Consider the following 24,445-nt stretch of genomic DNA (forward strand, 5'->3'; position numbering starts at 1 on the left):
CGGCCTGCGGGCCGGGTGTCAGGGCCAGCTCGGCTCCGTGGCCGGCATGATCGAGAGTTCCCGGATCTCGCACCCGGCGGGCTGGGCGAGTGCGAACAGGATCGCATTGGCGACGTACGACGGTTCGATCAGCTGCGCGTCCGGCCCCGGCTTGTACTGCTCGGTGCGGTCCGCGAAGAAGTTGGTCCGCATGCCGGCCGGGATCACGTTCGTCACGCCGACGCTGCCTGCTGCTTCTGCGGCGAGCGCCTGCGAGAACCCGCGGACGCCGAACTTCGACGCGGAGTAGGCGGTGCCGTCGCCGACGCCGCGCAGTGCGAGCGACGAGGACACGGTGACGACCCGGCCGTGACTCTGCTCGAGCGAGGGGAGTGCCGCACGGACCACGGCGGCGGTCCCCAGCAGGTTCACGCCGACGATCCGTTCCCAGTCCGCTGCGGAGAGCCCGCCGATCGGCGCCGGCTTGTCGATGCCGGCGGCGGTGACCACGGCGTCGAGCCCCCCGTGCCGTTCGGCGGCGTCCCGCACAGCCTGCTCGGTCGCCGCCGTGTCGGTGACGTCGACCGCCACGGCGTCGATCCCGTCGGCGACGCCGTCGACGCGGAGGTCGAGGACGATCGGGGTGCCGCCTGCTTCGAGGACGGCATCGACGACGGCCGCTCCGAGTCCGGAGGCACCGCCGGTGACGAGGACGCGGCCGATGGGGGTGGTGGGGACGGGCATGTGGTTCCTTTCGGTGGGCCTCAGCCGACGTGCGCGAGCGCCGCGGCGAGACGGGTGGTGGAGCGTCCGGGGTGGAACGGGACGGTGACGACCCGTCCGCCCCACTCGGCGAGCGTGTCGGACTCGGGGAGGGCGTCGGCGGTGTAGTCCCCGCCCTTGGCCCAGACGTCGGGACGGAAGCGTCGGAGCGCCTCGTCCGGGGTGGTCTCGTCGAACACGACAACGGCGTCGACGCAGTCGAGTGCGAGCAGGAGCTCGACGCGGTCGTCCTGGTTCATGATCGGCCGCTCCGGCCCCTTGAGCTGTCGGACCGAGTCGTCGGAGTTCAGGCAGACCACGAGGCAGTCGCCGAGGGCGCGCGCTGCGGAGAGGGTCCTGGCGTGTCCGGCGTGCAGCAGGTCGAAGCAGCCGCCGGTCGCGACGACGACGCCGCCGGCGCTCCTGGTGCGGTGCACGACCCGCACGGCGTCGCGGTCGGTTCCCGGGACGTCCACCGGTGGGCGGCCGACGTCGGTGAGGAGCGACGTCACCCCGCCGGCGGCGAGGTAGGCGGACGCGTCCGCGACCCCGGCGGCGACGGCGTCTGCGACGTCCGCACCGGACGCCAGCGCGACGGCCACCCCTGCGGCGAGCCGGTCACCGGCACCGCACGGGTCCCCGGCGGTGACGGACGGCGCCGGGACGAACCGGCTGTCGAGCCGGTCGCCGCTCAGGCGACCGACGAGTGCGCCGCGGTCGCCGAGCGTCACGGCGACGGCCTGCACGTCCCACGCACCGAGCAACGCCTCGGCAGCGTCGGTGGCGAAGGGCATGCCGGTGCCACCCAGTCCGGTGAACCGTCGGGCCTCGGCCGCGTTCGGCGTGGCCACGGTGATGCCGGCGACCGGCGTCGCTCCCTTGGGGTGCGGGTCCCAGACGACCGGCGTCGACCGCGCGGCGGCCGCGATCGCGTCCCGGACGGCGGGGGAGGCCGGGACACCGCGACCGTAGTCGGCGACGACGACGGCGTCGGCGTCCAGCAGTGCATCGGTCATCGCCCGGGTCGCCTCGGGCACGGACGGGGTCTCGCACCCCTCGTCGATGCGCACGAGGGCGTGGTCACCGACCCGCACGCGGGTCTTCACGGGCGTCGGGGCGCCGGACGGACCGGCGACGACGCGGACGTCGGGCAGCAGCGCGGTGATCTCCGCGGCATGGGCGTCGTCGCCGAGGACGGTGACGAGCGTGACGTCGTGCCCGTCCCGCGCGAGCATCGTCGCGACGAGGCCGGCACCGCCCGCGCGTCGGTCGTCGGTGTGGACGTCGACGACGGGGACCGGTGCGTCGGGGCTCAGGCGGTCGCTCGTGCCGGACACGTCGACGTCGAGCAGGGTGTCCCCGACGACCACGATCCGGAGCGGTGCTGCGCCCCGGACGCTGCCCGTCATGCTCGGCCCCCACGGCGGAGCGCCGGTTCCATCGCGGTGCAGAGCGCGTGCACGAGCACCAGCTGCGCCTCCTGGACGTTGGCGGACGGACCGTCGATGCAGATCGCGTCGTCGACGGCGTCCGCGAGCGGGTTCGGCCGCGGACCGGTCAGGGCGAGCGACCGGGCACCGACGGCCCTGGCGGCTGCTGCGGCGGTCAGGAGGTTCGGGCTCCTCCCGCTCGTGCTCAGCAGCACGACGACGTCGCCCGCCCTGGCATGTGCACGGACCTGACGGGCGAAGACCTCGTCGAACCCGTAGTCGTTCCCGATGGCCGTGACCGCCGAGGTCTCCGCGTGCAGGGAGATCGCCGAGTACGCGGGGCGGTCGCCGTCGAACCGGCCCGTGAGCTCCGACGTCAGGTGCTGCGCCTCCGCTGCCGATCCGCCGTTGCCCGCTGCGAGGAGCCGACGGCCGGACACGAGCCGCGCGGCGACGTCGTCCGCCCAGGCCGCGATGTGGTCGCCGTGCTCGACGAGCGATGCGATGACGGGAACGGAGGCGGCGACGTGGTCGAGCACCGCACGGGCACTGCCGCTCGTCCGCTCGGTCGTCTCGATGCCGTGCCGGTCGATGGTCATCGTGCCGTCCTCTCGGTGTCGCGCGCGGCTCTGGCCGAACGCGTGGTGTGGTCGGGAGTGCTGATCGTGCGACCGATCAGCCGTTCGTAGACGCGCTCGGTGTCCGCCGCGACGCGCGTCCACGAGTACCGGTTCTCGACGCGTGCACGGCCGGCTGCGCCGTACGCGTCGGCCTTCCCGGGATCGTCGAGCAGCTCGGCGACCGCTGCGGCGACGGCGTCCTCGTCCCGGGGCGGGACGTGCATGCCCGTGGACTCCTCGACGACCGTGTCGATGAGACCCCCGACGCGCGACGCGACGACCGGTCGGCCGCACGCCATCGCCTCGAGCGGCACGATGCCGAACGGCTCGTACCACGGCGCGCACACGACGACGTCGGCGCTCCGGTACACGGACGGCATCTCGTCCTGCCCGAGCTGGCCCCGGAAGTGCACGTGGTCACGGACGCCGAGCTGCCGTGCGAGCGTGTCGAGCCGCTGGTACTCGGGGTCGTCCGGCAGGTCGGCACCGGCCGTGCCGGCTCCGCCGACGACGACGAGTTCGACGTCCCGCCCGTCTGCGACGAGCCGGGCCAGCGCGGCGATCGTCGTCCCGACGCCCTTCCGTCGGACGAGCCGGGACGCGGTCAGGATCCTGGATGTCCGTCCCCGTTCCTCGACCACACCCGTCGGTCGGAACCGGTCGACGTCGACCCCGCACGGCACGACCGAGATCGCGCGGAGGGGGACGCCGAGCGCCTTGAGCTCGAACGCCTCGTCGGAACAGGTCGCGACGACCTGGTCGACGCCGCGTCCGACGGAGGGCTCGATCCAGTCCCGTTCCGCCGGGCTGGTGTCCGCGGCGCCCTGGTGCCGACGCTTGACGACCCCGAGGGCGTGGAACGTCTGCACGATCGGGATCCGGACGCCGCCCGTGCGGGCCTGTACCTGCGTGACGGCCTCGAGCGCGGCGTGTCCGGACATCCAGAAGTGCCCGTGCACGACGTCCGGCCGGTCGACGAACCACTCGGCGGCGAGCACCTGGGCGAACGCCGCCATGCAGGGGAACAGGTCGTCCTTCGGGACGTGCTCGGGCGGACCGGCGTCGACGTGCACGACCTCGACCCCCGGGCGCAGCACGACCCGCACGGGCAGTGTCGGGGCGTCCCGCCTGGTGTAGACCGTGACCTCGTGGCCGCGATCGGCGAGCGCACCTGACAGGGCGGCGACGTGCACGTTCTGCCCGCCGGCATCGACACCGCCGAGCACCGCGAGCGGGCTGGCGTGTTCGGAGACCATGGCGATCCTCATCGAGCGTTCCCTCCGACGGGGTGACCGGCGAGACCGGCCGGTGTGGGACGAGTACGGCGGTGGCGGGTGACGGTGTCGTCGAGCAGCTCGTCCCAGTCCCGCAGGTACCGGGTGAGCGAGTGGCGTGCGAGCGCGGCCTCGCGGGCGACGAGCCCCCTCCGCCGCGCCTCGTCCGGGTCGTCGACGAGCAGCCGGGCGACGCGTGTCAGCTCCGTCACGTCGGTCGAGATCGCACCGGCCTCCGGCGGGACCGTGCGCGCGGCGTCGGTCGTCGCGAGCACCAGCACGGGCATGGCCATGTGCATCGCCTCGATCAGCGAGAGCCCGAGCGACGTCCACCGGTTCGGGTGCAGGTACGCCCGTCGTTCCGCCAGTGCGGCGTGCATCGGCTCCGGTGGGACGTCACCGAGCCCGGAGACGACGACACCCGGGTCCGCGAGCTGTCCGGTGCCCATGCCCCAGACGTCGACGGGGGCGACCGCCCCGAACGTCGCGAGCAGGTCGGTCCCGACGACGCGGCCGCGTCGGACGGGCTCGTTGATGACGGCGCCGAACCGCTCCAGTCGGCCGGTCCACAGCGGACCCGGGTCGACGACGCCGTGCTCGACGACGGTCGTCCTGGTGCTGCCGCAGTCCCACATCAGTGCGTTCCAGTGCGTGACGTGGGCGATGGTCAGGTCGTCGCGGTCCCGGAACGGGTGCAGCGAGTTCGGCACGTCCACCCTCGGGGCGTTGTGTTCGACGAAGACCGTCGGCAGGTCGCGCCCGGGCAGGAGCTCGGCGACGGCGGCCGCCTCCTCGGTCCGCTGCAGGACCACGACGTCGACGTCGGTCTCGCGGAGCGCAGCGGGGTCGATCTCGGTCACGTTCGGCCAGTCGCGGCCGCCGGTCCCGAGCCCCCAGGCGTCGCGGGCGTCGGTCGTCGGCACGAGGTACTCGTGTCGGCCACGGACGAAGGCGTCCATCCAGCCGCCGTGCACGTGCCAGAGGAGGATGCGCATGCGATCCCTTCGATGCGGTCGGGGGGGGCGATGAGTGGAGCAGGAGCAGGACGCTACGCAGCGGGTCATGGTCTGCTTCGCAGACTGCCCCCGGATCATCCACAGAGCGCAGCGAGCAGCCCGTCAGCGCGGTGCAGCGCAGCCCGTCAGCCCAGCGCAGCGAGCAGCCGGTCGTGCGCAGCCAGCACGTCCGAGACCGTCACCGAGGTCAGGCACGGGTGCCCCGGCACCGGACACTCCCGGGCACGGCTCAGCCGGCACGCCGCCGTCTGGTCCCCGAGCACCTCGACGTGCGGCCCGACCGGCGCCCACTTCACCGCTGGCACCACCGGCGAGAACAGGCTGACGATCGGTACCCCCACCGCAGCGGCCAGGTGCGCCGGCCCGGTGTTGCCCACGACCACGACCTCCGCCCCGGCCAGCACCGCGGCGAGCTCGCCCGGGCTCGTCCGTCCGCCGAGGTCCAGGACGGGGGAGTCGTACCCGGCCCCACCGGCGGCGACCTCCGCGGTGAGTGCGCGCTCGCCCGGCGATCCGGTGACGACCACGGGGGTCCCGCGTGCCGCGAGGGCGGCGACGAGTGCGCGGTGGTGTCCGACCGGCCACGAACGCGCCGGGACGCTCGCTCCCGGGTGGACGACGACGTACCGGCCCAGGCCGAGCACGTCCGGAGGTGCGACGGCGTCGTGACGCACCGCGAGCCTCCCGTCGTCCTCCGGTGGCAGCCGGAACCCGGCAGCCGCCGCGATCCGCAGGGCGCGCTCCGGCTCGGGGAGGTCCTCTGGCAGGTCCTCTCCCGGCCGCAGCCGCACGTCGAGCAGGGTGCCGGGGTGGTCGACCGACGCGCCGGTGATCCTGGCGACGCCGGCCAGTCGGAGCAGGACGGCGAGGGGGAGCGGCGACTGGTGGAACGAGGTGAGCACCACGGCTTCGTCGACGTCGGCCTCGTCGACGAGCCGGCGGAAGGACGAGAGTGCGTCGTCGTCGAGGGCACCGGGGGTCTCGGTGACCCACGGTGCCGCCCAGACCCTGACGGCGTCGATCTCCGGCAGCAGCTCGGCGGCCGGTGCACCCTGGGGCCCGCAGAGCATCGTGACGTGCGACGCCCCGGCGGCGACGGCACGGACGGCGGGTCCTGCGACGAGCACGTCACCGAACGAGTCGAGCCGCGCCACGAGCACGCGGGTCACGGGCGCCCCACCACCCGCGCGCGTCACGGGCGCTCCACCGCCCGCGCGAGCACGAGCGCCACCGCCTCCGCGAGGTCGACGGCCACGGTCGGTGCCGCGGCGATCTCCTCCGCGCGGGTCGAGCGCGTCGGGACGAGGATCGACTGCGCACCGGCGGCGGCAGCGGCGCCGAGGTCCGCGCCGATGTCACCGACGACGACCAGCTCCTCGGCGGGGACCCCGAGGACCTCGGACGCCTGCAGGACCAGCCCCGGGCGGGGCTTCCGACACGCGCAGTCGTCGTCGGGGCCGTGCGGGCAGACGCACCACACCGCGAAGGGCCCGACGAGCTCGTCGACGCGGGCGTTCGTGGCGTCGACCTCGGCGCGCGTGGCCCCGCCCCTGGCGATCACGGACTGGTTCGTCACGACGCCGACGGGGAGACCTGCCGCTCGGGCGCGCTGCACGGCGAGTCGCGCACCCGGGACGGGGACGACACGGTGCGGGTCGGCGTTGTAGGGCACGTCGACGACGAGGGTGTCGTCCCGGTCGAACAGGATCCCGCCGACGGGGCGGTCCGCGGAGAGGGCCATGCCCTGAGTTCTACGCACCGGGTGCCGGGTGCGCGGGCAGGAAGGCCGCAGAGCGCGTCCTGGGGAGCCCGTCGGCCACGTCCGGCTACCGTCCCGATCGTGACCGCTCTCGATCGCCTGCCCCCGTCCGACGGCCGACCGGAACTCGTCGTGCTCCGCGCGATCAAGCTCGGCGACCTCCTCGTCGCCGTCCCGGCCCTCCACGCTCTGCGCCGCGCGTTCCCCGACCACCGCATCAGCCTCGCGACGACGGCGTGGCTCGCGCCGCTCGTCGAGCTGATCCCGTCCGTCGACGTGCACCTCGCGCAGCAGGGGTTCGACCACCCGATCGGGGTGCCCTCCGGCGTGACCGACGTGGCCGTCAACCTCCACGGCGCCGGTCCGGAGTCCGAGGACCTCGTCGCCGCGCTCGGTGCGCGCCGGGTCATCCACCACGGCGCCGGCGGACCGACGTGGGACACCGGCACCGTCAACGAACGCGAGCGGTGGACCGCACTCCTCCGCGCGTACGACGTCGACGCGGACGCCGACGACGTCGCGATCGACCGCCCGGACGATCCCCCCGTCGTCGACGGGGCGGCCGTGGTGCACGTCGGTGCGTTTCACGGCGCCCGGCACTGGCCGGTCGACCGCTTCGCCGAGGTGGTGCGCGGACTGCGCGAGCGCGGACACGACGTCGTCCTGACGGGAGGCCCGGCTGACGTCGAGCGCGCCACCGCGGTCGCGGAGGGGGCCGGCCTGCCACCGGGGGCGGTGCTGGCCGGCGTCCTCGACCTCCGTGCGTTCGCCGCGGTGGTCGCCGCGGCACGCGTCGTCGTCACGGTGGACACCGGGGCGGCCCACCTCGCATCGGCGTACGGCATCCCCTCGGTCGTGCTCTTCGGACCGGCACCGCCCGAGAGCTGGGGGCCGCCGGCATCCGGACCGCACGTCGTGCTGACGGACGCGTCGGTCCGTCGCGGCGAGGTGTTCTCCGAGGAACCCGATCCGGCGATCCTCGCCGTGCACGCGGCCGACGTGCTCGCAGCGGTCGACGGGCTCGGCGTCCAGGGCCGGACGGACGCAGCTGCCGACCGGTAGCGTCGAGGAGCGGTGCCGGAGCGACCGGCGACCGCGGAGGGAGCACCGTGTTCGAAGCGGCCAACATCCGGGACTGGATCGGCCTGCCGGTCGTCGACGAGGGCGACGACCGCGTCGGGACGCTCGAGAGCATCTACTACGACACCGCGACCTCGGAACCCGCGTTCGGTGCCGTGCAGACCGGTATCGTCGGCTTCCAGAAGCTCGTCTTCGTCCCGCTCACCGGTGCGACCGTCACCCCGAAGCACCTGCACGTGACGTTCGCGAAGAAGCTCATCAAGGACGCGCCGTCGATCCCCACCGACGGCGAGCTCGACGCGGCGACCGAGCCGGAGCTGTACTCGCACTACGGACTCGAGCACCGCACGGGCAGCAACGGCGAACGGCGGCTCGGCCGACGCTGAGGACGCCCGGCTAGCCTGGTTCCCTCTGTCCGACCCCGCGCACACCCGAGGGACCCGCCCTGCTCCGTTCCGTCCGTTCGACGCTGGTCGCCGCACTGGCGGTGTTCGTCGTGCTCGCAGCCGGATCGATCGCCGCGCCCTCCGCGTCGGCGGCGCCGCTCTGGCCCGTGCCGCAGCCGTACCGTTCGTCGGCCGAGCCGCCGGAGCGCCTCGCGAACCTGCCGGTCGGCAGCGAGTACGTCGCGCTGGGCGACTCGTACTCGGCGGGCTACGGGCTCGGTGACCCGACCGGGCTGCCGACGACCGCGTGCGGGCAGTCCGCCCAGGACTACCCGCACCGGATCGCCGCCCGGTTCGGCCTCGCGCTGCACGACGTCACGTGCGGCGGCGCCACCAGCGCGGACATCCTCGGCGGGCACCAGTTCCGGGGTGTGCCGCCGCAGATCGAGGCGCTGTCGTCGGACACGCGGCTCGTGACCCTGACCATCGGCGGGAACGACGCCGATCTCTTCGGCACCGCGGCGTCGTGCCTGGCGCTCTCGGCGAAGGGCCCGGTCTTCTCCGGCCGTGACGCCCCGTCCTGCCGGAGCACCCTGGTCCGCGACGGCGTGGACCAGCTCGGCACGAAGATCCAGGCCCGGGTGTCCCTGGGCATCGCGAACACCCTCGCGGCGATCAGGAACGCGGCGCCGAACGCGGAGATCGTGTTCCTCGGGTACCCGGCGATCTTCCCCGACGCCGATCACACCCCGGCGAAGGGGTGCTTCCGGTCGGCGCTCGACATCGGGACGCTCACCGGGTCCTTCCCGACGAACTCGTACCCGTTCACGAACACCGACGTCCGCTACCTGCACGGCGTCCAAGAGGAACTGAACGACGTCGCCAGGTCGGCTGCTGCCGCGGCGGGCGTCCGCTTCGTCGACGTGTTCGCGTCGACGCAGGCGCGCTCGGCCTGCGCCACGAAGCGGCCGTACGTCTCCGGCGTCACGCTCGACTCGACCAACGGGCTCCGGCGGATCGACCTGGAGCCGGGCGCACTGCACCCGAACACGGCGGGCGTCGCGTACCTGGCGCGTCGAGCGGAGGCTGCGATCCGCGACCTGCTCGGCTGAGCGGTCAGCCGATCGCCTCGGCCGCCGCGGCGGTCACCGCTGCGGCCTCGTGCGCCGACGGCGGGACGACGCACACCGGCGACACCGTCCCGTGCAGCACGTCGCGCAGCACCGACCCCGACAGCACCCGGACGTGCCCCCGCCCGAGCACGACCAGTGACGCGTGCCTGGTGTGCGCGGCGATCGCCCGACCCGGCCGACCCTCGACCAGGAGCGACCGCAGCCGGACGTCCGGGTACCGCCCCGCGATCTCCGTCGACGCCCGCGCGAGCAACGCCTTGTTCTGCAGCCGCCAGCGGTCGGGGTCCTCGGCGAAGTCGGTCAGGCCGGTCCTGGTGAGCACGGGCATCTCCCACGCCCGGAGCAGGGTCAGCCGACGGTTCGTGCGGCGGGCCTCGTCGACGGCGATCGCGACCGCGCGTTCGTCGAGCGGATCCTCCACCGCGAGGACGACGTCCCCGTCGATCGGGTGCGGCCCGTCCGGCACGACGACGGTCGGCACCGCCGCGCGTCCGGCGACGCGAGCGGCCTCGCCCCCGACCGTGGACCCGCGCCGGCTCCGGAACGTGCCGATCAAGAGCAAGTCCGTCGTGTCCGACTCGGTGAGGAGCGCAGCGGCAGCCGGTCCGGCGTGCCGGACGACCTCGACGTCGACGCCGGGCAACGCGCTCCTGGTCTCGTCCGCGACGTGCTCCGCGACCCGCTTGCCGTCCGGACCGACGCGGCCCTCGAGTGCCGGATCGACACCGACGACCCGGACGTGCCGGATCCCGGTCCCTGCTCGCGCCGCGATCCACCTGACGGCCTCGTCGTGCGGATGTGCCGCATCCGCCGCGAGGGTGACGCTCGTCCACTGCTCGTCCATCCCGATCGACCTCCTCATCGGGGCCAGCGCGGGGCGTCGGTCGGCGCTCCTGGCGCTGAAACTACTCCCGGCCGGCGCGGAGCAACCAGTCCATCGCCTGCGGGAGTGCCGTGAGGACGGACACGTGCCCGAGGCCCGACCGTTCGTGCAGGGTCGCGTCCGGCAGGCCGGCCGCGAGCATCCGTCCGTGCGCGAGCGGGATGACCCGGTCGTCGACGCCCTGTTCCACGAGCGCCGGCACCCGCACGTCGGCGAGGGCGAAGCCCCAGTCCGTCACGAACGCCACGTCGTCGTCGGCACCGCCCTGGAGGCTCGTGGGACCCGCCGCCTGTGCGTCCTGACCCAGCGCGGCCCACTCTCCGTCCAGGGCCGCCCAGTCCGCGTCGGTGAACTGCGCGGGGTCGAACCCGGCCGTCTCCGCCCAGGCGAGCCGAGCCTCCCGTCCGGCCCGCGCGCTGCGCAGACCGCCGTCGTCCGCCATGCCGTCCCACCAGGCCGCGTCGTCGACGAAGGGGGCTGGTGCGGCGAACGTCGCGACGGCGGTGACGCGGTCCGTGAGCAGCGCGGCTGCGGCGAGGGCGTGCGGGCCGCCGCCGGAACCGCCGACGACCGCGACGCTGTCGATGCCGAGCGCGTCGAGCACCTGCGCGAGATCCCGGGCGCCGTCGGCGACCGTCCGGCCCGGCAGCGGGTCGGCGCCGCCGAAGCCGGGGCGGGTGACGGCGACCAGCCGGATGCCGCGGTCCGATGCCGCGCGGCGGACAGGTTCGAGGTGCGCGCCGGTGTGCGGCGTCTCGTGGTGCCAGACGACCGTCGGTGCGTCCGAGCGTGCATCGGTGCCGTCCGCGGTGTCGTCGACCAGGACGGTCCGGTCGTCGTCGAGTCGCACGGGACGCAGGTCGTCTCCTGGACGGGTGCTTCGCTGCATGGCGCGAGCGTAGCCTCACACCGTGGTGCGGAGTGCGGGACTGCTGCTGTACCGGACGGATGCGTCCGGGGCGCTCGAGGTGTTCATCGCGCACATGGGCGGCCCGTTCTGGCGTCGTCGCGAGCGTGCGTGGTCGATCCCGAAGGGCGGGTACGGCGACGACGAGTCGCCGCGCGATGCCGCGCTGCGGGAGTTCGCGGAGGAGATCGGGGTGGGGGCACCGACGGCGGACCTCGTCGACCTCGGCGAGTTCCGACAGGCGTCCGGGAAGCGTGTGACGGTGTTCGCCGGGCACGCCCCGTCGTTCTCCGTGGACGCGGTGCACTCGAACACGGTGCGACTCGAGCTCCCGCGCGGATCGGGTCGCTTCGTCGAGGTGCCCGAGATCGACGACGCCCGCTGGGTTCCGATCGAGGCCGCTCGCTCCATGCTCGTCGCGGGGCAGGTCGCGGCGCTCTCGGCGCTCGGGGACGTGGTGCGGGAGTGACGGGTGCGGCGTCACGACCGGATCTCGATCTGGCCCGAACGGGGGGTTGCTGGATAGCCTGAGCGGGCATCGAGGTCGGTCGGTGCGCGAACAGGGGAGTACGCATGCGCCGTTGGCGGATGGTGGCAGCCGGGTTGACCGGGATCGTCCTCGCGACGGGGTTGGCCCTCGGGGGTGCTACGAGCGCGTCGGCTACGCCGGCGCAGCACTGGGGGGACTTCACGGTCAGCGGGACCGGCAAGGACTACCACGGCACCATGACGATGCCGGGGTTCCCGGAGACCACGTTCAAGTCGAACGCGTCCCAGGCGACCGTCGTCAGCGGCGCGTCCACGTGGCAGTCCGCCGCGACCGGACCCGGTCAGCTGTACGGCTCGAGCAAGGGGCACACCTACATCAACCAGCGGCCGAACGCGAACAACGCGGGCAGCCCGTCCGTGACGACCTACACCTTCGACGGGAGCACCCCGGTCGGCAGCTGGTCCTTCGTCCTGGGTGACATCGACGCCGACCAGGCGACGATCTCCGCCACCGTCGCGGGCGGTGGGACCGTCACGCCGGCGGAGCTCGGGTACCAGGGCTCGTACAACTCGTGCTCGGTGTCCTCGCCGGGCGGGTGGTCCTGCACGCCGGACCCCGATGGCTCGACCGGGCAGGACAAGCCGACCTGGAACGAGACGACGGGAACGCTCACGGGCAACGCCGCGGCGAACGACACCGCCGGCGCGACCGCCTGGTTCACCCCGACGGTCCCGCTCCTCAGCCTGACGGTCAGCTACCAGTGGCGCAGCGGCTTCCCCGTGTACCAGACGTGGTTCGCGTCGCGGACGGCGGCGCTGAACGGCGTCGCCACACTCGACACCACGCCGATCCCGGGCGCGACCGTCACCGTGACGGCTCCCAGGGGGACGATCTACACCACCACGACGGGCACCGACGGCTCCTACTCGTTCCCGGACCTGCCGCAGATCGGCGGGTACACGGTCGAGGTCACGCCCCCGAGCGGCGCCGAACCGTTCGATCAGAGCGGCACCGTGAGTCTCGTCGGGACCGACGGCAGGGCAGATCGCGCGTTCACGGCTCCGGACGGCACCGCGTCCGTCATCGGGACCGTCACCGGCGAGGACGGCACGACCCCTGCGGCGAACGTCCCGGTCGTCATCATCGACCCGGCGGACGGATCCCCCCTAGTGACCACGGAGACCAACAGCGAGGGCGTCTACACGGGCTCGGGCCTGCCCCCGGAGACCGATCTGGCCGTGTCGGTGGGTGATGCCGACCCGGTGCCGATCAGGACCGGGGAAGCCGGCGCGCCGCCGGAACAGCTGGACCCCATCGCCGCTCCGCCGGCTGCCGTCGCGACGATCTCCGGCACCGTCACACTCGACACGATCGCGGTTCCTGCGGGGGTGGTCGTCGACCTGCTCGACGCCGACGGCAACGTGCTGGCGTCCACGACGACGGGTGCAGGTGGCGGGTACGAGTTCACGACCGTCCCCGGCGCCTACACGGTGCGCTCCGCGCTCCCGGCTGAGGGCGCCGAGGGAACCTCGACCCTGGCGGTGGACACGACCGGCGGGCTGGACGTCACGAACGCGGACTTCGCCTTCACCACACCGGAGCCGGCCGCTCCGCAGGTCGTCGAGCAGCCGGGCACCGTGACCGACACGAACGGCGACCCCGTCGCAGGTGTCCAGGTCGTGGCGACGCCGACCGACCCGGACGCGGGGGAGCCGGTGACCACGACGACTGGTCGAGACGGCTCGTTCGTGCTGCCGGGGCTCAACCCCACCTCGGAGTACGAGGTCGTCGTGGGCACCGGGGAGGACCCTGGTCAGCGGAAGACGATCACCACCCCTGAGACGGGGTCGGGCGATCCGATCGCGTTCGTCGTCCCGGCAGCGGTGACCCCGACGCCGACCGTTCCCCCGACGACTCCGCCGGTGTCCGGTGGTGGCGGCGGCACGACGCCGGTGTCCTCGACGGGTGGCTCGTCGTCCACCGGTGCCCTCGCCTACACGGGAGCCGACCTCACCCCGGGGCTGATCGCAGCCGGCGTGCTCGTGCTCCTCGGTGCCGGGCTGCTCACCGTCCGAGCGGTCCGCAGCCGACGCCGCGCGGAGCACCTGCAGGACTGACCCCGGGTGCGGCTCGCGGTCGCCGCCGATGGTGCGGCACTCCGCACAACCGAAAGCGATCCGCGCCACGACTTCTCGTGGCGCGGATCGCTTTTGGTTGTGCGAGGTCGAACCGCACCACGCCGGTGTACCTGCGCGCCGCGGCCCGCCGCGTCAGCGTGACTGCTGCGTCCGCGTCGTCCCGGTGATCGTCGCGACGGACCCCGTCATCGTCTGGATCGCCCGGCTGATGGTCGGCATCGAGGTGGTGACGACCCCGAGCGACGACGTGATCGCCTCGATCGACGAGGTCGACAGGTGCTCCTGGTGCGTCGTCCGCAGCGGGAAGCCCCGACGGGCAGCGACGACGACCCCGAGCGACCCGAGCAGCACGACGGCTCCGGCGAACGGCATCGTCTGCATGCCCGTGAGCCCGAGCACCTGCCCGCCGATGGCCGCACCGGCGGCGATGCCGATGTTCGACGCCCCGTTGACGAGCGCCCCCGCGATGTCGGGGGAGACGCCCCCTGTGCGGATCGCAGCCGCCATGAACAGCGTCCCCGTCGTGCCGTTCGCAGCCATCCAGACGCCGGCGACGATCATCGTGCCGATGAGCGAACCGTGCACGAACGGCAGTGCGACGAAGGCGGCTGCCATCGTGGCGACCGCGGCGATGAGCGTCTGCCGGGGTGCCTTGTCGACGAACATGCCGGCGAGCCAGAGCCCGATCACCCCGGTGCCGCCGAGGACCAGCAGCGCCCCGCTCACGAGGCCCGAGGCGAGCCCGGCGTCGATCGCGTACGGCCCGATGTACGTGTAGACGATGTAGTGCCCAGCGAAGAGCAGCAGGTCGGCCACGACGACGGCGAGCAGCCCGCTGCGCGCCCATGCCTTCGGCGACCCGATGTGCGGCGAGGACGTCCCGCGGACACCGGGCAGGAACGCCAGGGCCACCACGGCCAGGATCGCCGCGCAGACCGCGACGGCACCGACCGCCGGGCGCCACCCGATCGACTCGCCGACCCCGGTTGCCAAGGGCACGCCGATGACGAAGCCCAGCGAGCTGCCGGAGTAGACGAACGCGATGGCACGGCCGGCGAGCCGCGGTGGCACGATGCGCGTGGCGTACGCCGACGCGACCGAGAAGAACAGCGCGTGCGCGATGCCACCGACGACCCGGCCGGCACAGACGATCGCGAAGGACGGCGCGAGCGCGATCATCAGGTTCGAGACGGTGTACCCGACGAGCGTCGACACGAGCACGGTCTTCCTCGGCAACCGTGCGGTGAGCGACGTCAGGGGAAGCGCGAGCAGTGCCACCGCGGTGGCGTAGACGGTGATGACGATGCCCATGGTGGACTCGGTGACGCCGAGGTCCGTGCTCATGGTGCCGAGCAGCCCGACGGGCATCAGCTCGGTCGTGATCGCGAAGAAGGTCGCGAGGCCGAGGACGGCGATGCCGACGACGGCCTTCGAGGTCAGGACGGAAGTCGAGACCGTGGACGTGGTCGTGCTGATTGACGCTGTGCTGGTGGACACGGTGCTGACCTCCTCAAGGCGTGGCGGAGCGCGCGACGGGGATGTCACGTCGGCGACACCACGACCGGGTCGGTCGGGCAGTGCGCGCTCGCGGGTTGGTGTGTGGTTGATCACTCCACGGCGAGTGCGGTCCATCCAGTGTTGCACGATGTCCCGAGCCTGGCGAGAGGCACCGCCGTGAATCTTCTAGGAGCGCTCCAACGCAGCAGCGGCGCGGACATTCCCGATCAGTACTCGTTCGTCACGAGCCCCTGGACGCCGCCACCCGAGAGGTTGACCGTGAGCGTCCCGCTGAGCGACGACGCCGAGAGCGACACCGACCCGTGCAACGCGTCCTCCCGCGGGTAGCAGGCAGTCGTGGCCTGCAGCCGGTCCGCCGTCGCCACCAGGCAGATCGTGGACCGGTCGGAGCCGACGCCCGCCCAGACGTTCCACGGTGTCGCCGAGTCGTCGCCGCTCAGCGACCGGTTCGTGAACACGAGTCGGGTCGTGTGCAGGCTCACCGGCACCTCGAACGAGCCCGGCAGCTGGTCCGCGTACGTCTGCGGCGCGTCGAGGAGCTGCTCGAGGGTCACCGTTCCAGCGGTCGGGGTCACCGACGGCGACGCGGGTGTGTCCGGACGTGCGGTCCCGACGACGAGTCCGGTGCCGAACGCGACGACGACGGACGCGGCGACGCCGCCGGCGATCCACGGTCGCGCACGCCGCTCGCCGAGCACCCGCCGCACGCGCGCCCAGACCGACGACGGTTGCGTCACGGACTCGTCGTCTGCACCGGACCGGCGGTCCGGCTCGGTCGATCGGTCGACCTCGGCCTGGAGGCCCGGGTGACCCTGGTCGATCGGCCGCTCGTCCGGCACGGGGTCGGGTCTCGGCGCCGTGGCCGACTCGGGCACCGGCGCTGTGGCAGGTCCGTGGACGGTCTCCGCTGCCGTGGGCTCGCGGCGGACGGCGCTCGAGCGTCGCTGCGCCCGTCGATCGAGGTCAGCGAGCGCGATGCGCGCCTTGGCGGCCTCCGCCTCGGTCGACCCCGCACCCCACGCCACGCGTTCCAGGCGCGCTCGGGCGTCCGTGGTGTCGTCGCCGTCGTCGGCCATGCGTGCTCCCGGATTCCGGCCGCTGCTCTCCCGCTCATCGTGGCACTCCGCCGCGCGCCGTGCTCGCCCAGTTCGGGGGAGTAGGCCTGGCGCATGACCTCACCCCGCGAACCCGACCCCGAGATCGTCGAACCCGTCAGCCACGACACGCAGTCCGGCGAGGCCGACTACGTCGCCACGAACCCCGGTGGCAGTGGCACGGAGCGCCACGTCCCGCTCCCAGAGGAGGAGCAGGGCCGCGGCACCGAGTACGACCCAGTCGACCAGGGCCCGCAGCACGAGGGCTGATCCGCCGGCTTCTCCGCCAGCGCCCCCAACCAGCCCCAAGCCCCGCCCGATCGAGTGCGCGCTCGTGGCGACACGATCTCGCTCCCGGTCGCCCTGACCGTTTCCGCGCACTCGATCCAGTCCCGGCGCCCAACCCCATCGAGTGCGCACTCGTGGCGACCCGAATCCAGTCCCCCTGACCGTTTCCGCGCACTCGATCCGGCTCCCGGAGCCCAAAGCGATCGAGTGCGCAGTCGTGGCCGCCACCGGATCCCTCGTGCCACCCTTTCCACGCATTCGACCCGTGTACCCGGCCCGGAACACTGCTGCGCACTCCACCGGGGCGCACGAGGTTCGGCGCAACCCCGCGTGCCGCCGACGGCATGCGTCCCGGACGGGGGAGGATCACGGCATGAGCGTTGGATCTCCGAGCACCCCTGCGACGCTCGCGCTGGAGCGGGCAGGCGTCCCGTTCACCCCGCACGTGTACGAGCACCACGAGACCGCGACGAACTTCGGCGAAGAGGCGGCGGCCGCGCTCGGCCTCCGCGAGGAACAGGTCTTCAAGACGCTGATCGTCTCCGTCGACGGGGCCCTGGCGGTCGCGATCGTCCCGGTCGCGAACCGTCTCGACCTCAAGGCCATCGCGGCGGCGGTCGGGGGCAAGAAGGCCACGCTCGCCGACCCTGCCCTCGCCGAGAAGCGCACCGGCTACGTCGTCGGCGGGATCAGCCCCGTCGGCCAGCGCTCCCGGATCCGGACCGTGCTCGACGAATCGGCGACCGAGTACGCGACGATCTTCGTGTCCGGCGGCCGTCGGGGCTTCGACATCGAGATCGCCCCGAGCGACCTGCTCGCGGTCACCGAGGCCACGACCGCCGCGATCGCCCGCACCTGAGCCCGGACCTGAGTGCGGCCCTGATCCTGGACCTGAGTCGGTTCGCCGCAAGTTTCTCGCACGACCGGGAATGACCCGGCGCCTCCTGCGTTGCATTGAGTCAAAGGCACTCAAGTTCCCAGGAGGTCCCGTTGCCAGAGACGTTCGGCCCGACCGGCGGCAGTGACTCGTTCGACGAGTTCCTCGCCCGCCTGCTCGCGGCGCAGACCGACGGTGACACCCAGCGCTACCGTTCGCTGGGACGCCCCGTCGACATCACGCGACTGCTCAGCCGTCGCACCCACGAGCTGCTCCAGCACACCGCCGAGTTCGCGGTGGCGCAGGGGCAGCGCGAGATCGACGCACTGCACATCCTGCACGTGCTCGTCCGCACCCAGCCCTTCGACGCCGTGATCCGCTCCGGTGGCGTCGACCCCGAGCGCCTGGCCGAGGAGATCGAGCAGCGACTCCCGGCCCCGTCCGACGTCCGCGTCGACGGGCGCCCGGCGCTGACCCCGTCCGCGCAGCGCATCCTCGTGGAGGCGACGCAGGCCGCGCGCGGGTTCGGCAGCACCTACACCGACCCCGAGCACGTCTTCTTCGCGCTCGTGATGGACCAGGAGACCGTCACCGGCCAGCTCCTCGCGAGCGCCGGCGTGACGCCCCAGGTCATGCAGTCCTACGCACAACAGGCCGCAGAGGCGGCTCGAGAGGGGCGTCCCATGCCGGGAACGACCGAGGCGGACCAGCAGGAGCAGTCGGACACCCCGACGCTCGACCAGTTCGGCACCGACCTGACCGAGCGCGCTCGTGACGGCCGCATCGACCCCGTGGTCGGGCGTGCGGAGGAGATCGAGCAGACCGTCGAGATCCTGCTCCGTCGCACCAAGAACAACCCCGTGCTGATCGGCGAGCCCGGTGTCGGCAAGACCGCCATCGTCGAGGGACTCGCACAGCGCATCGCCGACGGTGACGTCCCCGCCCTGCTCCACGGCAAGCGCGTCGTCTCCCTCGACCTCGCCGGCATGCTCTCCGGCACCCGCTACCGCGGTGACTTCGAGGAGCGCCTCACGAAGGCGATGGACGAGATCGCGGCGCACGCCGACGAGCTCATCGTCTTCGTGGACGAGCTCCACACCGTCGTCGGTGCCGGTGGTGGCGGCGAGGGCGGCTCGATGGACGCCGGCAACATCCTCAAGCCCCGGCTCGCACGCGGTGACCTGCACATGGTCGGCGCGACGACGTTGAACGAGTACCGACGGATCGAGAAGGACGCGGCACTCGAGCGTCGCTTCCAGCCCGTCACGGTGGGGGAGCCGAGCGTCGAGGACGCCGTCGCGATCCTGACCGGCCTCGCCCCGCGCTACGCCGAGCACCACGGTGTCACGTACACCGACGACGCCCTCCGCGCCGCGGTCGAGCTGTCGCACCGCTACGTCACCGACCGGCACCTGCCGGACAAGGCCATCGACCTCATCGACCAGGCCGGCGCACGCCGTCGGCTCGCCCGTTCGGGCGAGGTCGACGTCGAGGACCTCCGCGACCAGCTCGCCGAGCTCCTGGCGGACAAGGACCGCGCAGTCGCCGAGGAGCTGTACGAGGAGGCGTCGCGCCTGCGCGACCAGACGGTCGAACTGGAGGCCCGGATCACCGCCGCCAGGTCGGCGGACGTCAGCCGCGCCTCCAGTCCGGCAGTCGCTGAACAGGACCGTGTGACCGGCGAGATCACGGAAGCGGACATCGCTGCCGTGGTGAGCCGCGCCACCGGGATCCCCGCCACCCGGCTGACGCAGGGCGACCGGACGCGGCTCGCCGCGCTCGAGTCCGAGCTGCACGAACGCGTGGTCGGCCAGGACGACGCGGTCCGCGCGATCGCCACGGCGGTCCGGCGCAACCGGACCGGCATGGGCGACCCGCGCCGACCGGTGGGCAGCTTCCTGTTCCTGGGGCCGACCGGCGTCGGCAAGACCGAGCTGGCGAAGTCGCTCGCGGCGTCGCTGTTCGGCGACGAGTCGGCGATGCTCCGCTTCGACATGAGCGAGTTCGGCGAGCGGCACACCGTCTCCCGACTGGTCGGCGCCCCTCCCGGGTACGTCGGCTACGACGAGGCCGGTCAGCTCACCGAGCGCGTCCGTCGCAACCCGTACTCGGTCGTCCTGCTCGACGAGGTGGAGAAGGCACACCCGGACGTGTTCAACCTGCTCCTGCAGGTGCTCGACGACGGTCGCCTGACCGACGGACAGGGTCGGACGGTCGACTTCCGGAACACGGTGGTCATCATGACGTCGAACATCGGGTCCGAGTTCCTCGCGTCGCGCTCCGGTGCGCTCGGGTTCTCGGCGTCGGCGGACGGCGGCTACTCGGACGAGGACCTGCGGAACCGGGTGATGGGCAAGCTCCGCGAGGCCATGCGCCCCGAGTTCATCAACCGCATCGACGACATCGTGCTGTTCCGCAAGCTCGACCGTGCGCAGCTGCACGCGATCGTCTCCCTGCTCGTCTCGGAGACCGCGATGCGACTCATCGCGCAGGACATGGTGCTGTCGGTGTCCGACGAGGCGGTCGACTGGCTCGCCGAGCACGGGTACGAGCCGGAGTACGGCGCCCGTCCACTGCGCCGGCTGATCCAGCGCGAGGTCGACGACCGCATCGCGACCCTCGTGGTCGACGGTGCCGTGCAGGCCGGTGACACGGTCCGCGTGACCGTCGGCGAGGACGGCCTGGTCGTGCGCGCGCAGGCAGCGGTCGGCGTCTAGTCCAGCTCGATCCCGAACGCCCCGGAACCGCATGGGTTCCGGGGCGTTCGTCGTGTTCGGGAATGCAATTCTTCTTTCTTCCGATTTGTGCTTGCGCTCCTGCCGGGAATGTGGATAGTGTTCTCACGCCGCGAACGATCTGGTCGCGGCACCCAGACCTCGTGCCGAAAGGGGGCCGACATGTTCACCAACACCATCACCACGCAGACGCCGTTCCGTGCAGTCCGTGGGATCACCGGCGCCCCGCTCGCCGGGTCCCGCTGACGCGGAACGTCCGCCACACGCCTGATCTCCGCACCCCTTCGGTGTGCGCGCTGAGCACCGCTCGCGCAGGGATCGTCCGGGGCTGACCGGCCGTCGTCGGTGCTCGCCGGACCGCCGCATCGCGGTCATTCTGGCGCACGACGACGACCGGGAATGCCGTCGGGAATGTCGGTGGTGGCTGCGACGATTTCCGTGTCACGACGTTCTCCTGACCGATTCCGGGTCATTCGGTGCGAATGCATCGATTTCGGGTCCGGTCCATTCCCCACGCCCGGCATGGGGTGATTCACCATGCCCTCTTCTTGTTCAACATTCCTTCATCGAACGGTGACCACGATGTCAACGAAGTCCGTCCTCCGTCCCCCCGAAGCGCTCGACGCGCCCCGCACGGTCTCCCTGACCGACCGGGTCGCGCTGCGCATCGGGATGGCACTCATCATCTGGAGCCGCCGCACCCGTCGCGTCCGGCCCTCGATCGACCCCGCGCTGCGCGTGCAGCTCGATCGCGAACGCGCCGAGCGTGAAGCCCAGTGGCTGATGCTCGGTGCCGGCATGCGCGTGTGGCGCTGACGACGGACGCCCGGCACCCCGTGTGCCGGGCGTCCGTCGTCGAACCCGTACCGTTGTCGGGTGACCGAAACCGCTGCTGCCCTCGTCGAACGACTCACCGCCATCGTCCCGGACTTCCCGAAGCCGGGGATCCTGTTCCGTGACGTGACGCCGGTGTTCTCCGACGCCGTGGCGTTCGGACGGGTCTGCGAAGCCCTCGCAGCCCCGTTCGCGATCGGCGCCGGGTTCGACGCCGTCGCGGGCATCGAAGCACGCGGGTTCGCACTCGCCGGCGGGATCGCCGCGCAGCACCAGGTCGGCGTGCTGACGATCCGGAAGGCGGGCAAGCTCCCCGGCGAGGTCCTCAGTGAGCAGTACGCGCTCGAGTACGGCGAGGCCGAGCTCGAGCTCCGTCCGGGTCAGCTCCCGGCCGGTACGCGCGTGCTCGTGGTGGACGACGTCCTCGCGACCGGCGGGACCGCGGACGCCACGATCACGCTGCTGGAACGCGCCGGATACCAGGCCATCGGGTTCGCGGCGCTGCTCGAACTCGACGGGCTCGCGGGCCGGGAGCGCATCGAACCGCGCCTGCCCGTGACGACGCTCGGGATGGTCCCGGCGTGACCGCCCTCGCGCACTAGTCTTGATCCACCCCATCCAACCGAGGAGTCCCATCATCGTGACCGAGTCAGTCGCACCCGAGCCCGCAGAGCTTCCCCAGGCACCCGAGCCCCGGACCGCGACGACGACCACGACGGGCACCGAGCTCTTCGACGGCGTGCGCGGGATCGTCGCGATCCGCGTCGCCGGCGTCCTCAAGGACCTCGCCGCGGACGTGCAGGCGGGGGAGACCGCCGAGCCGGTCACCCTCGACGAGCAGGACGGCCTCGACGTCCTGCGCCACTCCGCCGCGCACGTCCTCGCGCAGGCGGTGCAGCAGATCAACCCCGACGCCAAGCTCGGCATCGGCCCGCCCGTCACCGACGGCTTCTACTACGACTTCGACGTCGCCGAGCCGTTCACGCCCGAGGACCTCAAGGCCATCGAGAAGGGCATGGACCGCATCATCAAGCAGGCCCAGCGCTTCCGTCGCCGGGTCGTGACCGACGACGAAGCCCGCGAGCTGATGGCAGGGGAGCCCTACAAGCAGGAGCTCATCGGCCTGAAGGGCGCCGCGGCCGACGGCGACTCCGGCGAGAGCGTCGAGGTCGGCGCCGGTGAACTCACCGTCTACGAGAACGTCGACCCGAAGTCCGGGGACGTCGTCTGGCAGGACCTCTGCCGCGGCCCGCACGTCCCGCACACCCGGTGGATCGGCAACGCCGCCAAGCTGATGCGCGTCGCCGCCGCCTACTGGCGCGGCTCCGAGAAGAACCCGCAGCTGCAGCGCATCTACGGCACCGCATGGCCGGACAAGGACCAGCTCAAGGCGTACCTCGTGCGTCTGGAGGAAGCGGCCAAGCGCGACCACCGCAAGCTCGGTGCCGAGCTCGACCTGTTCTCGTTCCCGGACGAGATCGGCTCGGGCCTGGCGATCTTCCACCCGAAGGGCGGGATCATCCGCCGCGAGATGGAGGACTACTCGCGTCGTCGGCACGAGGAGAACGGCTACTCGTTCGTCTACACGCCGCACATCACCAAGGGCGACCTGTTCGAGCAGTCGGGGCACCTGGGCTGGTACAAGGACGGCATGTTCCCGCCCATGCACATGGACCAGGCGGTGGACGAGGACGGCAACGTCACCCGGCAGGGCGCCGATTACTACCTCAAGCCGATGAACTGCCCGATGCACATCCTGGCGTACCGCTCGCAAGCACGGTCCTACCGTGACCTGCCCCTGCGGATGTTCGAGTTCGGCACTGTCTACCGCAACGAGAAGTCCGGCGTCATCCACGGCCTCACCCGGGTCCGCGGCATGACCCAGGACGACGCTCACATCTTCACCACCAAGGAGAAGATGAAGGAGGAGCTGACCACGACGCTCCAGTTCGTCCTCTCGCTGCTGCGCGACTACGGCCTCGACGACTTCTACCTCGAGCTCTCCACGAAGGACCCGGAGAAGTACGTCGGCGACGACGACGTCTGGGAAGAGGCGACGAACACCCTGCGCGAGGTCGCCGAGGAGTCCGGGCTCGAGCTCGTGCCGGACCCCGCCGGCGCTGCGTTCTACGGCCCGAAGATCTCCGTCCAGGCCCGCGACGCCATTGGTCGCACGTGGCAGATGTCGACCGTGCAGCTCGACTTCAACCTGCCCGAGCGCTTCGGCATCGAGTACGCGGCAGCCGACGGCACCCGTCAGCGTCCCGTGATGATCCACCGCGCCCTGTTCGGCTCGATCGAGCGGTTCTTCGGCGTGCTGACCGAGCACTACGCCGGCGCGTTCCCGGCGTGGCTGTCCCCGGTGCAGGTCGTGGGCATCCCCGTCGCCGAGGAGTACGCCGACTACCTCGACGAGGTGATCGCGAAGCTCCGTGCGCACGGCGTCCGCGCAGAGGTCGACCACTCGGACGACCGCATGCAGAAGAAGATCCGCACGCACACCAAGGCGAAGGTCCCGTTCCAGCTCATCGCGGGCGGCGACGACCGCGACGCCGGTGCGGTGAGCTTCCGGTTCCGCGACGGTCGCCAGGACAACGGCGTGCCCGTGGACGAGGCGGTCGAGCGCATCCTCACGGCGATCCGCGAGCGCGCTCAGGTCTGATGTCGGCAGAGCAGGACGAGCCGCTGGTCATCCGGGACGCCGCCACGCAGGCGGCCGTCCCGGATGCCTTCCAGCGCCTCTGGAACCCGCACCGGATGGCGTACATCGACGCCGGACGCGAGGGCGAGGGCCGCGGGCACAAGGACGACTGCCCGTTCTGCGAAGCACCGCGGGAGTCCGACGAGGACGCGCTCATCGTCGCGCGGGGCGAGCACGCCTACGTCCTGCTCAACCTGTACCCGTACAACAACGGGCACCTGCTCGTCTGCCCCTACCGCCACACGCCGCTCTACGACGAGGCGACCCCCGAGGAACTCCGGGAGATCGGCGAGCTGACGCAGACCGCGATGCGGGTCCTCCGGCAGGTCTCCCACTGCGACGGCTTCAACATCGGCATGAACCAGGGCGAGGTCGCCGGGGCGGGCGTCGCCGGGCACCTGCACCAGCACATCGTCCCGCGGTGGGAGTCCGACTCGAACTTCTTCCCGATCATCGCCCGCACCAAGTCGATGTCCCAGATGCTCGGGGACACCCGCCGGCTCGTCGCGGAAGCGTGGCCCGCGCAGCACTAGACTGGTCG

Annotated in this window: 23 protein-coding genes; 12 read left to right on the top strand and 11 right to left on the bottom strand. The window is 72.3% G+C overall.

The genetic code is table 11. The features are described from left to right. Positions 1-18 precede the first annotated feature (18 nt). The 7 genes from AAEP80_RS12315 to AAEP80_RS12345 form a co-directional block, all read right to left on the bottom strand. Positions 19-723 carry an SDR family oxidoreductase gene (locus AAEP80_RS12315; RefSeq protein ID WP_281264528.1) on the bottom strand — a complete coding sequence of 235 codons (705 nt, stop codon included), beginning with the start codon at positions 721-723 and terminating at the stop codon, positions 19-21. 20 nt (positions 724-743) lie between these two features. Beyond that, a complete protein-coding gene (locus AAEP80_RS12320) occupies positions 744-2,150 on the bottom strand; it encodes a PfkB family carbohydrate kinase (protein WP_420364630.1) in 1,407 nt (468 codons plus the stop codon). Beyond that, entirely contained in the window at positions 2,147-2,770 is a 624-nt protein-coding gene (locus AAEP80_RS12325) for a D-sedoheptulose-7-phosphate isomerase (protein ID WP_402728709.1), read from the bottom strand. Before AAEP80_RS12325 ends, AAEP80_RS12320 begins: the two co-directional genes overlap by 4 nt. Further along, positions 2,767-4,059, bottom strand: a complete 1,293-nt coding sequence (locus AAEP80_RS12330) for a glycosyltransferase (RefSeq protein WP_420364631.1) — start codon at positions 4,057-4,059, stop codon at positions 2,767-2,769. The genes AAEP80_RS12325 and AAEP80_RS12330 overlap by 4 nt, the downstream gene beginning before the upstream one ends. Further along, positions 4,056-5,060: a glycosyltransferase gene (locus tag AAEP80_RS12335; RefSeq protein ID WP_420364632.1), complete on the bottom strand. Its 1,005-nt coding sequence runs from the start codon at positions 5,058-5,060 to the stop codon at positions 4,056-4,058. Before AAEP80_RS12335 ends, AAEP80_RS12330 begins: the two co-directional genes overlap by 4 nt. A gap of 146 nt (positions 5,061-5,206) precedes the next feature. Continuing rightward, entirely contained in the window at positions 5,207-6,250 is a 1,044-nt protein-coding gene (locus tag AAEP80_RS12340; protein WP_420364633.1) for a glycosyltransferase family 9 protein, read from the bottom strand. Positions 6,251-6,273: 23 nt separating this feature from the next. Further along, positions 6,274-6,822 carry a D-glycero-alpha-D-manno-heptose-1,7-bisphosphate 7-phosphatase gene (locus AAEP80_RS12345; RefSeq protein ID WP_420364634.1) on the bottom strand — a complete coding sequence of 183 codons (549 nt, stop codon included), beginning with the start codon at positions 6,820-6,822 and terminating at the stop codon, positions 6,274-6,276. Positions 6,823-6,921: 99 nt separating this feature from the next. Between AAEP80_RS12345 and AAEP80_RS12350 the strand changes: the two genes are divergently transcribed. The 3 genes from AAEP80_RS12350 to AAEP80_RS12360 all read left to right on the top strand — a co-directional run bounded on the left by AAEP80_RS12350 (position 6,922) and on the right by AAEP80_RS12360 (position 9,418). Next, the gene (locus AAEP80_RS12350; RefSeq protein WP_420364635.1) at positions 6,922-7,902 is read left to right on the top strand and encodes a glycosyltransferase family 9 protein; all 981 of its coding nucleotides are present in this window, start codon (positions 6,922-6,924) and stop codon (positions 7,900-7,902) included. Positions 7,903-7,949: 47 nt separating this feature from the next. After that, on the top strand, positions 7,950-8,306 hold the full coding sequence (locus AAEP80_RS12355) for a PRC-barrel domain-containing protein (RefSeq protein ID WP_413601943.1): 357 nt from the start codon (positions 7,950-7,952) through the stop codon (positions 8,304-8,306). Between the two features lie 110 nt (positions 8,307-8,416). Beyond that, entirely contained in the window at positions 8,417-9,418 is a 1,002-nt protein-coding gene (locus tag AAEP80_RS12360; protein WP_413601942.1) for an SGNH/GDSL hydrolase family protein, read from the top strand. Positions 9,419-9,422: 4 nt separating this feature from the next. On the opposite strand, the gene AAEP80_RS12365 is transcribed toward AAEP80_RS12360, so the two are convergent. Together AAEP80_RS12365 and AAEP80_RS12370 are read right to left on the bottom strand one after the other, a co-directional pair. Continuing rightward, positions 9,423-10,283 (bottom strand): universal stress protein, encoded by an 861-nt coding sequence (locus AAEP80_RS12365; RefSeq protein WP_420364636.1) that lies wholly within the window; start codon positions 10,281-10,283, stop codon positions 9,423-9,425. A 61-nt stretch (positions 10,284-10,344) separates the two neighbouring features. Beyond that, positions 10,345-11,211 (bottom strand): alpha/beta fold hydrolase, encoded by an 867-nt coding sequence (locus AAEP80_RS12370; protein WP_420364637.1) that lies wholly within the window; start codon positions 11,209-11,211, stop codon positions 10,345-10,347. A gap of 22 nt (positions 11,212-11,233) precedes the next feature. Between AAEP80_RS12370 and AAEP80_RS12375 the strand changes: the two genes are divergently transcribed. Together AAEP80_RS12375 and AAEP80_RS12380 are read left to right on the top strand one after the other, a co-directional pair. After that, positions 11,234-11,698, top strand: coding sequence for an NUDIX domain-containing protein (locus AAEP80_RS12375; protein WP_420364638.1), 465 nt, complete (start codon positions 11,234-11,236; stop codon positions 11,696-11,698). A gap of 104 nt (positions 11,699-11,802) precedes the next feature. Then, positions 11,803-13,836 (top strand): carboxypeptidase regulatory-like domain-containing protein, encoded by a 2,034-nt coding sequence (locus AAEP80_RS12380; protein ID WP_420364639.1) that lies wholly within the window; start codon positions 11,803-11,805, stop codon positions 13,834-13,836. Positions 13,837-13,989: 153 nt separating this feature from the next. On the opposite strand, the gene AAEP80_RS12385 is transcribed toward AAEP80_RS12380, so the two are convergent. Both AAEP80_RS12385 and AAEP80_RS12390 read right to left on the bottom strand, forming a co-directional pair. Continuing rightward, complete coding sequence (locus AAEP80_RS12385) at positions 13,990-15,354, bottom strand: MFS transporter (RefSeq protein WP_420364640.1); 1,365 nt, start codon at positions 15,352-15,354, stop codon at positions 13,990-13,992. Between the two features lie 227 nt (positions 15,355-15,581). Then, complete coding sequence (locus AAEP80_RS12390) at positions 15,582-16,451, bottom strand: hypothetical protein (RefSeq protein ID WP_420364641.1); 870 nt, start codon at positions 16,449-16,451, stop codon at positions 15,582-15,584. Positions 16,452-16,544: 93 nt separating this feature from the next. On the opposite strand from AAEP80_RS12390, the gene AAEP80_RS12395 reads away from it, so the two are divergent. From AAEP80_RS12395 to AAEP80_RS12425, 7 genes are all read left to right on the top strand, one after another. Beyond that, positions 16,545-16,739 (top strand): hypothetical protein, encoded by a 195-nt coding sequence (locus tag AAEP80_RS12395; RefSeq protein WP_413601935.1) that lies wholly within the window; start codon positions 16,545-16,547, stop codon positions 16,737-16,739. A gap of 391 nt (positions 16,740-17,130) precedes the next feature. Further along, a complete protein-coding gene (ybaK, locus tag AAEP80_RS12400; RefSeq protein ID WP_420364642.1) occupies positions 17,131-17,616 on the top strand; it encodes a Cys-tRNA(Pro) deacylase in 486 nt (161 codons plus the stop codon). Positions 17,617-17,747: 131 nt separating this feature from the next. After that, positions 17,748-20,351 (top strand): ATP-dependent Clp protease ATP-binding subunit, encoded by a 2,604-nt coding sequence (locus AAEP80_RS12405; protein WP_420364643.1) that lies wholly within the window; start codon positions 17,748-17,750, stop codon positions 20,349-20,351. Between the two features lie 600 nt (positions 20,352-20,951). Beyond that, positions 20,952-21,185: a hypothetical protein gene (locus tag AAEP80_RS12410; RefSeq protein ID WP_413601932.1), complete on the top strand. Its 234-nt coding sequence runs from the start codon at positions 20,952-20,954 to the stop codon at positions 21,183-21,185. A 60-nt stretch (positions 21,186-21,245) separates the two neighbouring features. Next, positions 21,246-21,788 (top strand): adenine phosphoribosyltransferase, encoded by a 543-nt coding sequence (locus AAEP80_RS12415; RefSeq protein WP_281264548.1) that lies wholly within the window; start codon positions 21,246-21,248, stop codon positions 21,786-21,788. 154 nt (positions 21,789-21,942) lie between these two features. Beyond that, positions 21,943-23,865 carry a threonine--tRNA ligase gene (gene thrS / locus AAEP80_RS12420; protein ID WP_420366862.1) on the top strand — a complete coding sequence of 641 codons (1,923 nt, stop codon included), beginning with the start codon at positions 21,943-21,945 and terminating at the stop codon, positions 23,863-23,865. Further along, a complete protein-coding gene (locus AAEP80_RS12425) occupies positions 23,865-24,437 on the top strand; it encodes an HIT family protein (RefSeq protein WP_420364644.1) in 573 nt (190 codons plus the stop codon). Before thrS ends, AAEP80_RS12425 begins: the two co-directional genes overlap by 1 nt. The last annotated feature ends 8 nt before the right edge of the window (positions 24,438-24,445 follow it).

The organism is Curtobacterium sp. L3-7 (assembly GCF_048756585.1).
Taxonomy (GTDB): domain Bacteria; phylum Actinomycetota; class Actinomycetes; order Actinomycetales; family Microbacteriaceae; genus Curtobacterium.

Excerpts from the sequence above, each read along its gene's own strand:
- AAEP80_RS12315 (WP_281264528.1), bottom strand. The coding sequence starts at position 723 with ATGCCCGTCCCCACCACCCCCATCGGCCGCGTCCTCGTCACCGGCGGT.
- AAEP80_RS12320 (WP_420364630.1), bottom strand. The coding sequence starts at position 2,150 with ATGACGGGCAGCGTCCGGGGCGCAGCACCGCTCCGGATCGTGGTCGTC.
- AAEP80_RS12325 (WP_402728709.1), bottom strand. The coding sequence starts at position 2,770 with ATGACCATCGACCGGCACGGCATCGAGACGACCGAGCGGACGAGCGGC.
- AAEP80_RS12330 (WP_420364631.1), bottom strand. The coding sequence starts at position 4,059 with ATGAGGATCGCCATGGTCTCCGAACACGCCAGCCCGCTCGCGGTGCTC.
- AAEP80_RS12335 (WP_420364632.1), bottom strand. The coding sequence starts at position 5,060 with ATGCGCATCCTCCTCTGGCACGTGCACGGCGGCTGGATGGACGCCTTC.
- AAEP80_RS12345 (WP_420364634.1), bottom strand. The coding sequence starts at position 6,822 with ATGGCCCTCTCCGCGGACCGCCCCGTCGGCGGGATCCTGTTCGACCGG.
- AAEP80_RS12365 (WP_420364636.1), bottom strand. The coding sequence starts at position 10,283 with ATGGACGAGCAGTGGACGAGCGTCACCCTCGCGGCGGATGCGGCACAT.
- AAEP80_RS12370 (WP_420364637.1), bottom strand. The coding sequence starts at position 11,211 with ATGCAGCGAAGCACCCGTCCAGGAGACGACCTGCGTCCCGTGCGACTC.
- AAEP80_RS12380 (WP_420364639.1), top strand. The coding sequence starts at position 11,803 with ATGCGCCGTTGGCGGATGGTGGCAGCCGGGTTGACCGGGATCGTCCTC.
- AAEP80_RS12390 (WP_420364641.1), bottom strand. The coding sequence starts at position 16,451 with ATGGCCGACGACGGCGACGACACCACGGACGCCCGAGCGCGCCTGGAA.
- AAEP80_RS12395 (WP_413601935.1), top strand. The coding sequence starts at position 16,545 with ATGACCTCACCCCGCGAACCCGACCCCGAGATCGTCGAACCCGTCAGC.
- ybaK (WP_420364642.1), top strand. The coding sequence starts at position 17,131 with ATGAGCGTTGGATCTCCGAGCACCCCTGCGACGCTCGCGCTGGAGCGG.
- AAEP80_RS12410 (WP_413601932.1), top strand. The coding sequence starts at position 20,952 with ATGTCAACGAAGTCCGTCCTCCGTCCCCCCGAAGCGCTCGACGCGCCC.
- AAEP80_RS12425 (WP_420364644.1), top strand. The coding sequence starts at position 23,865 with ATGTCGGCAGAGCAGGACGAGCCGCTGGTCATCCGGGACGCCGCCACG.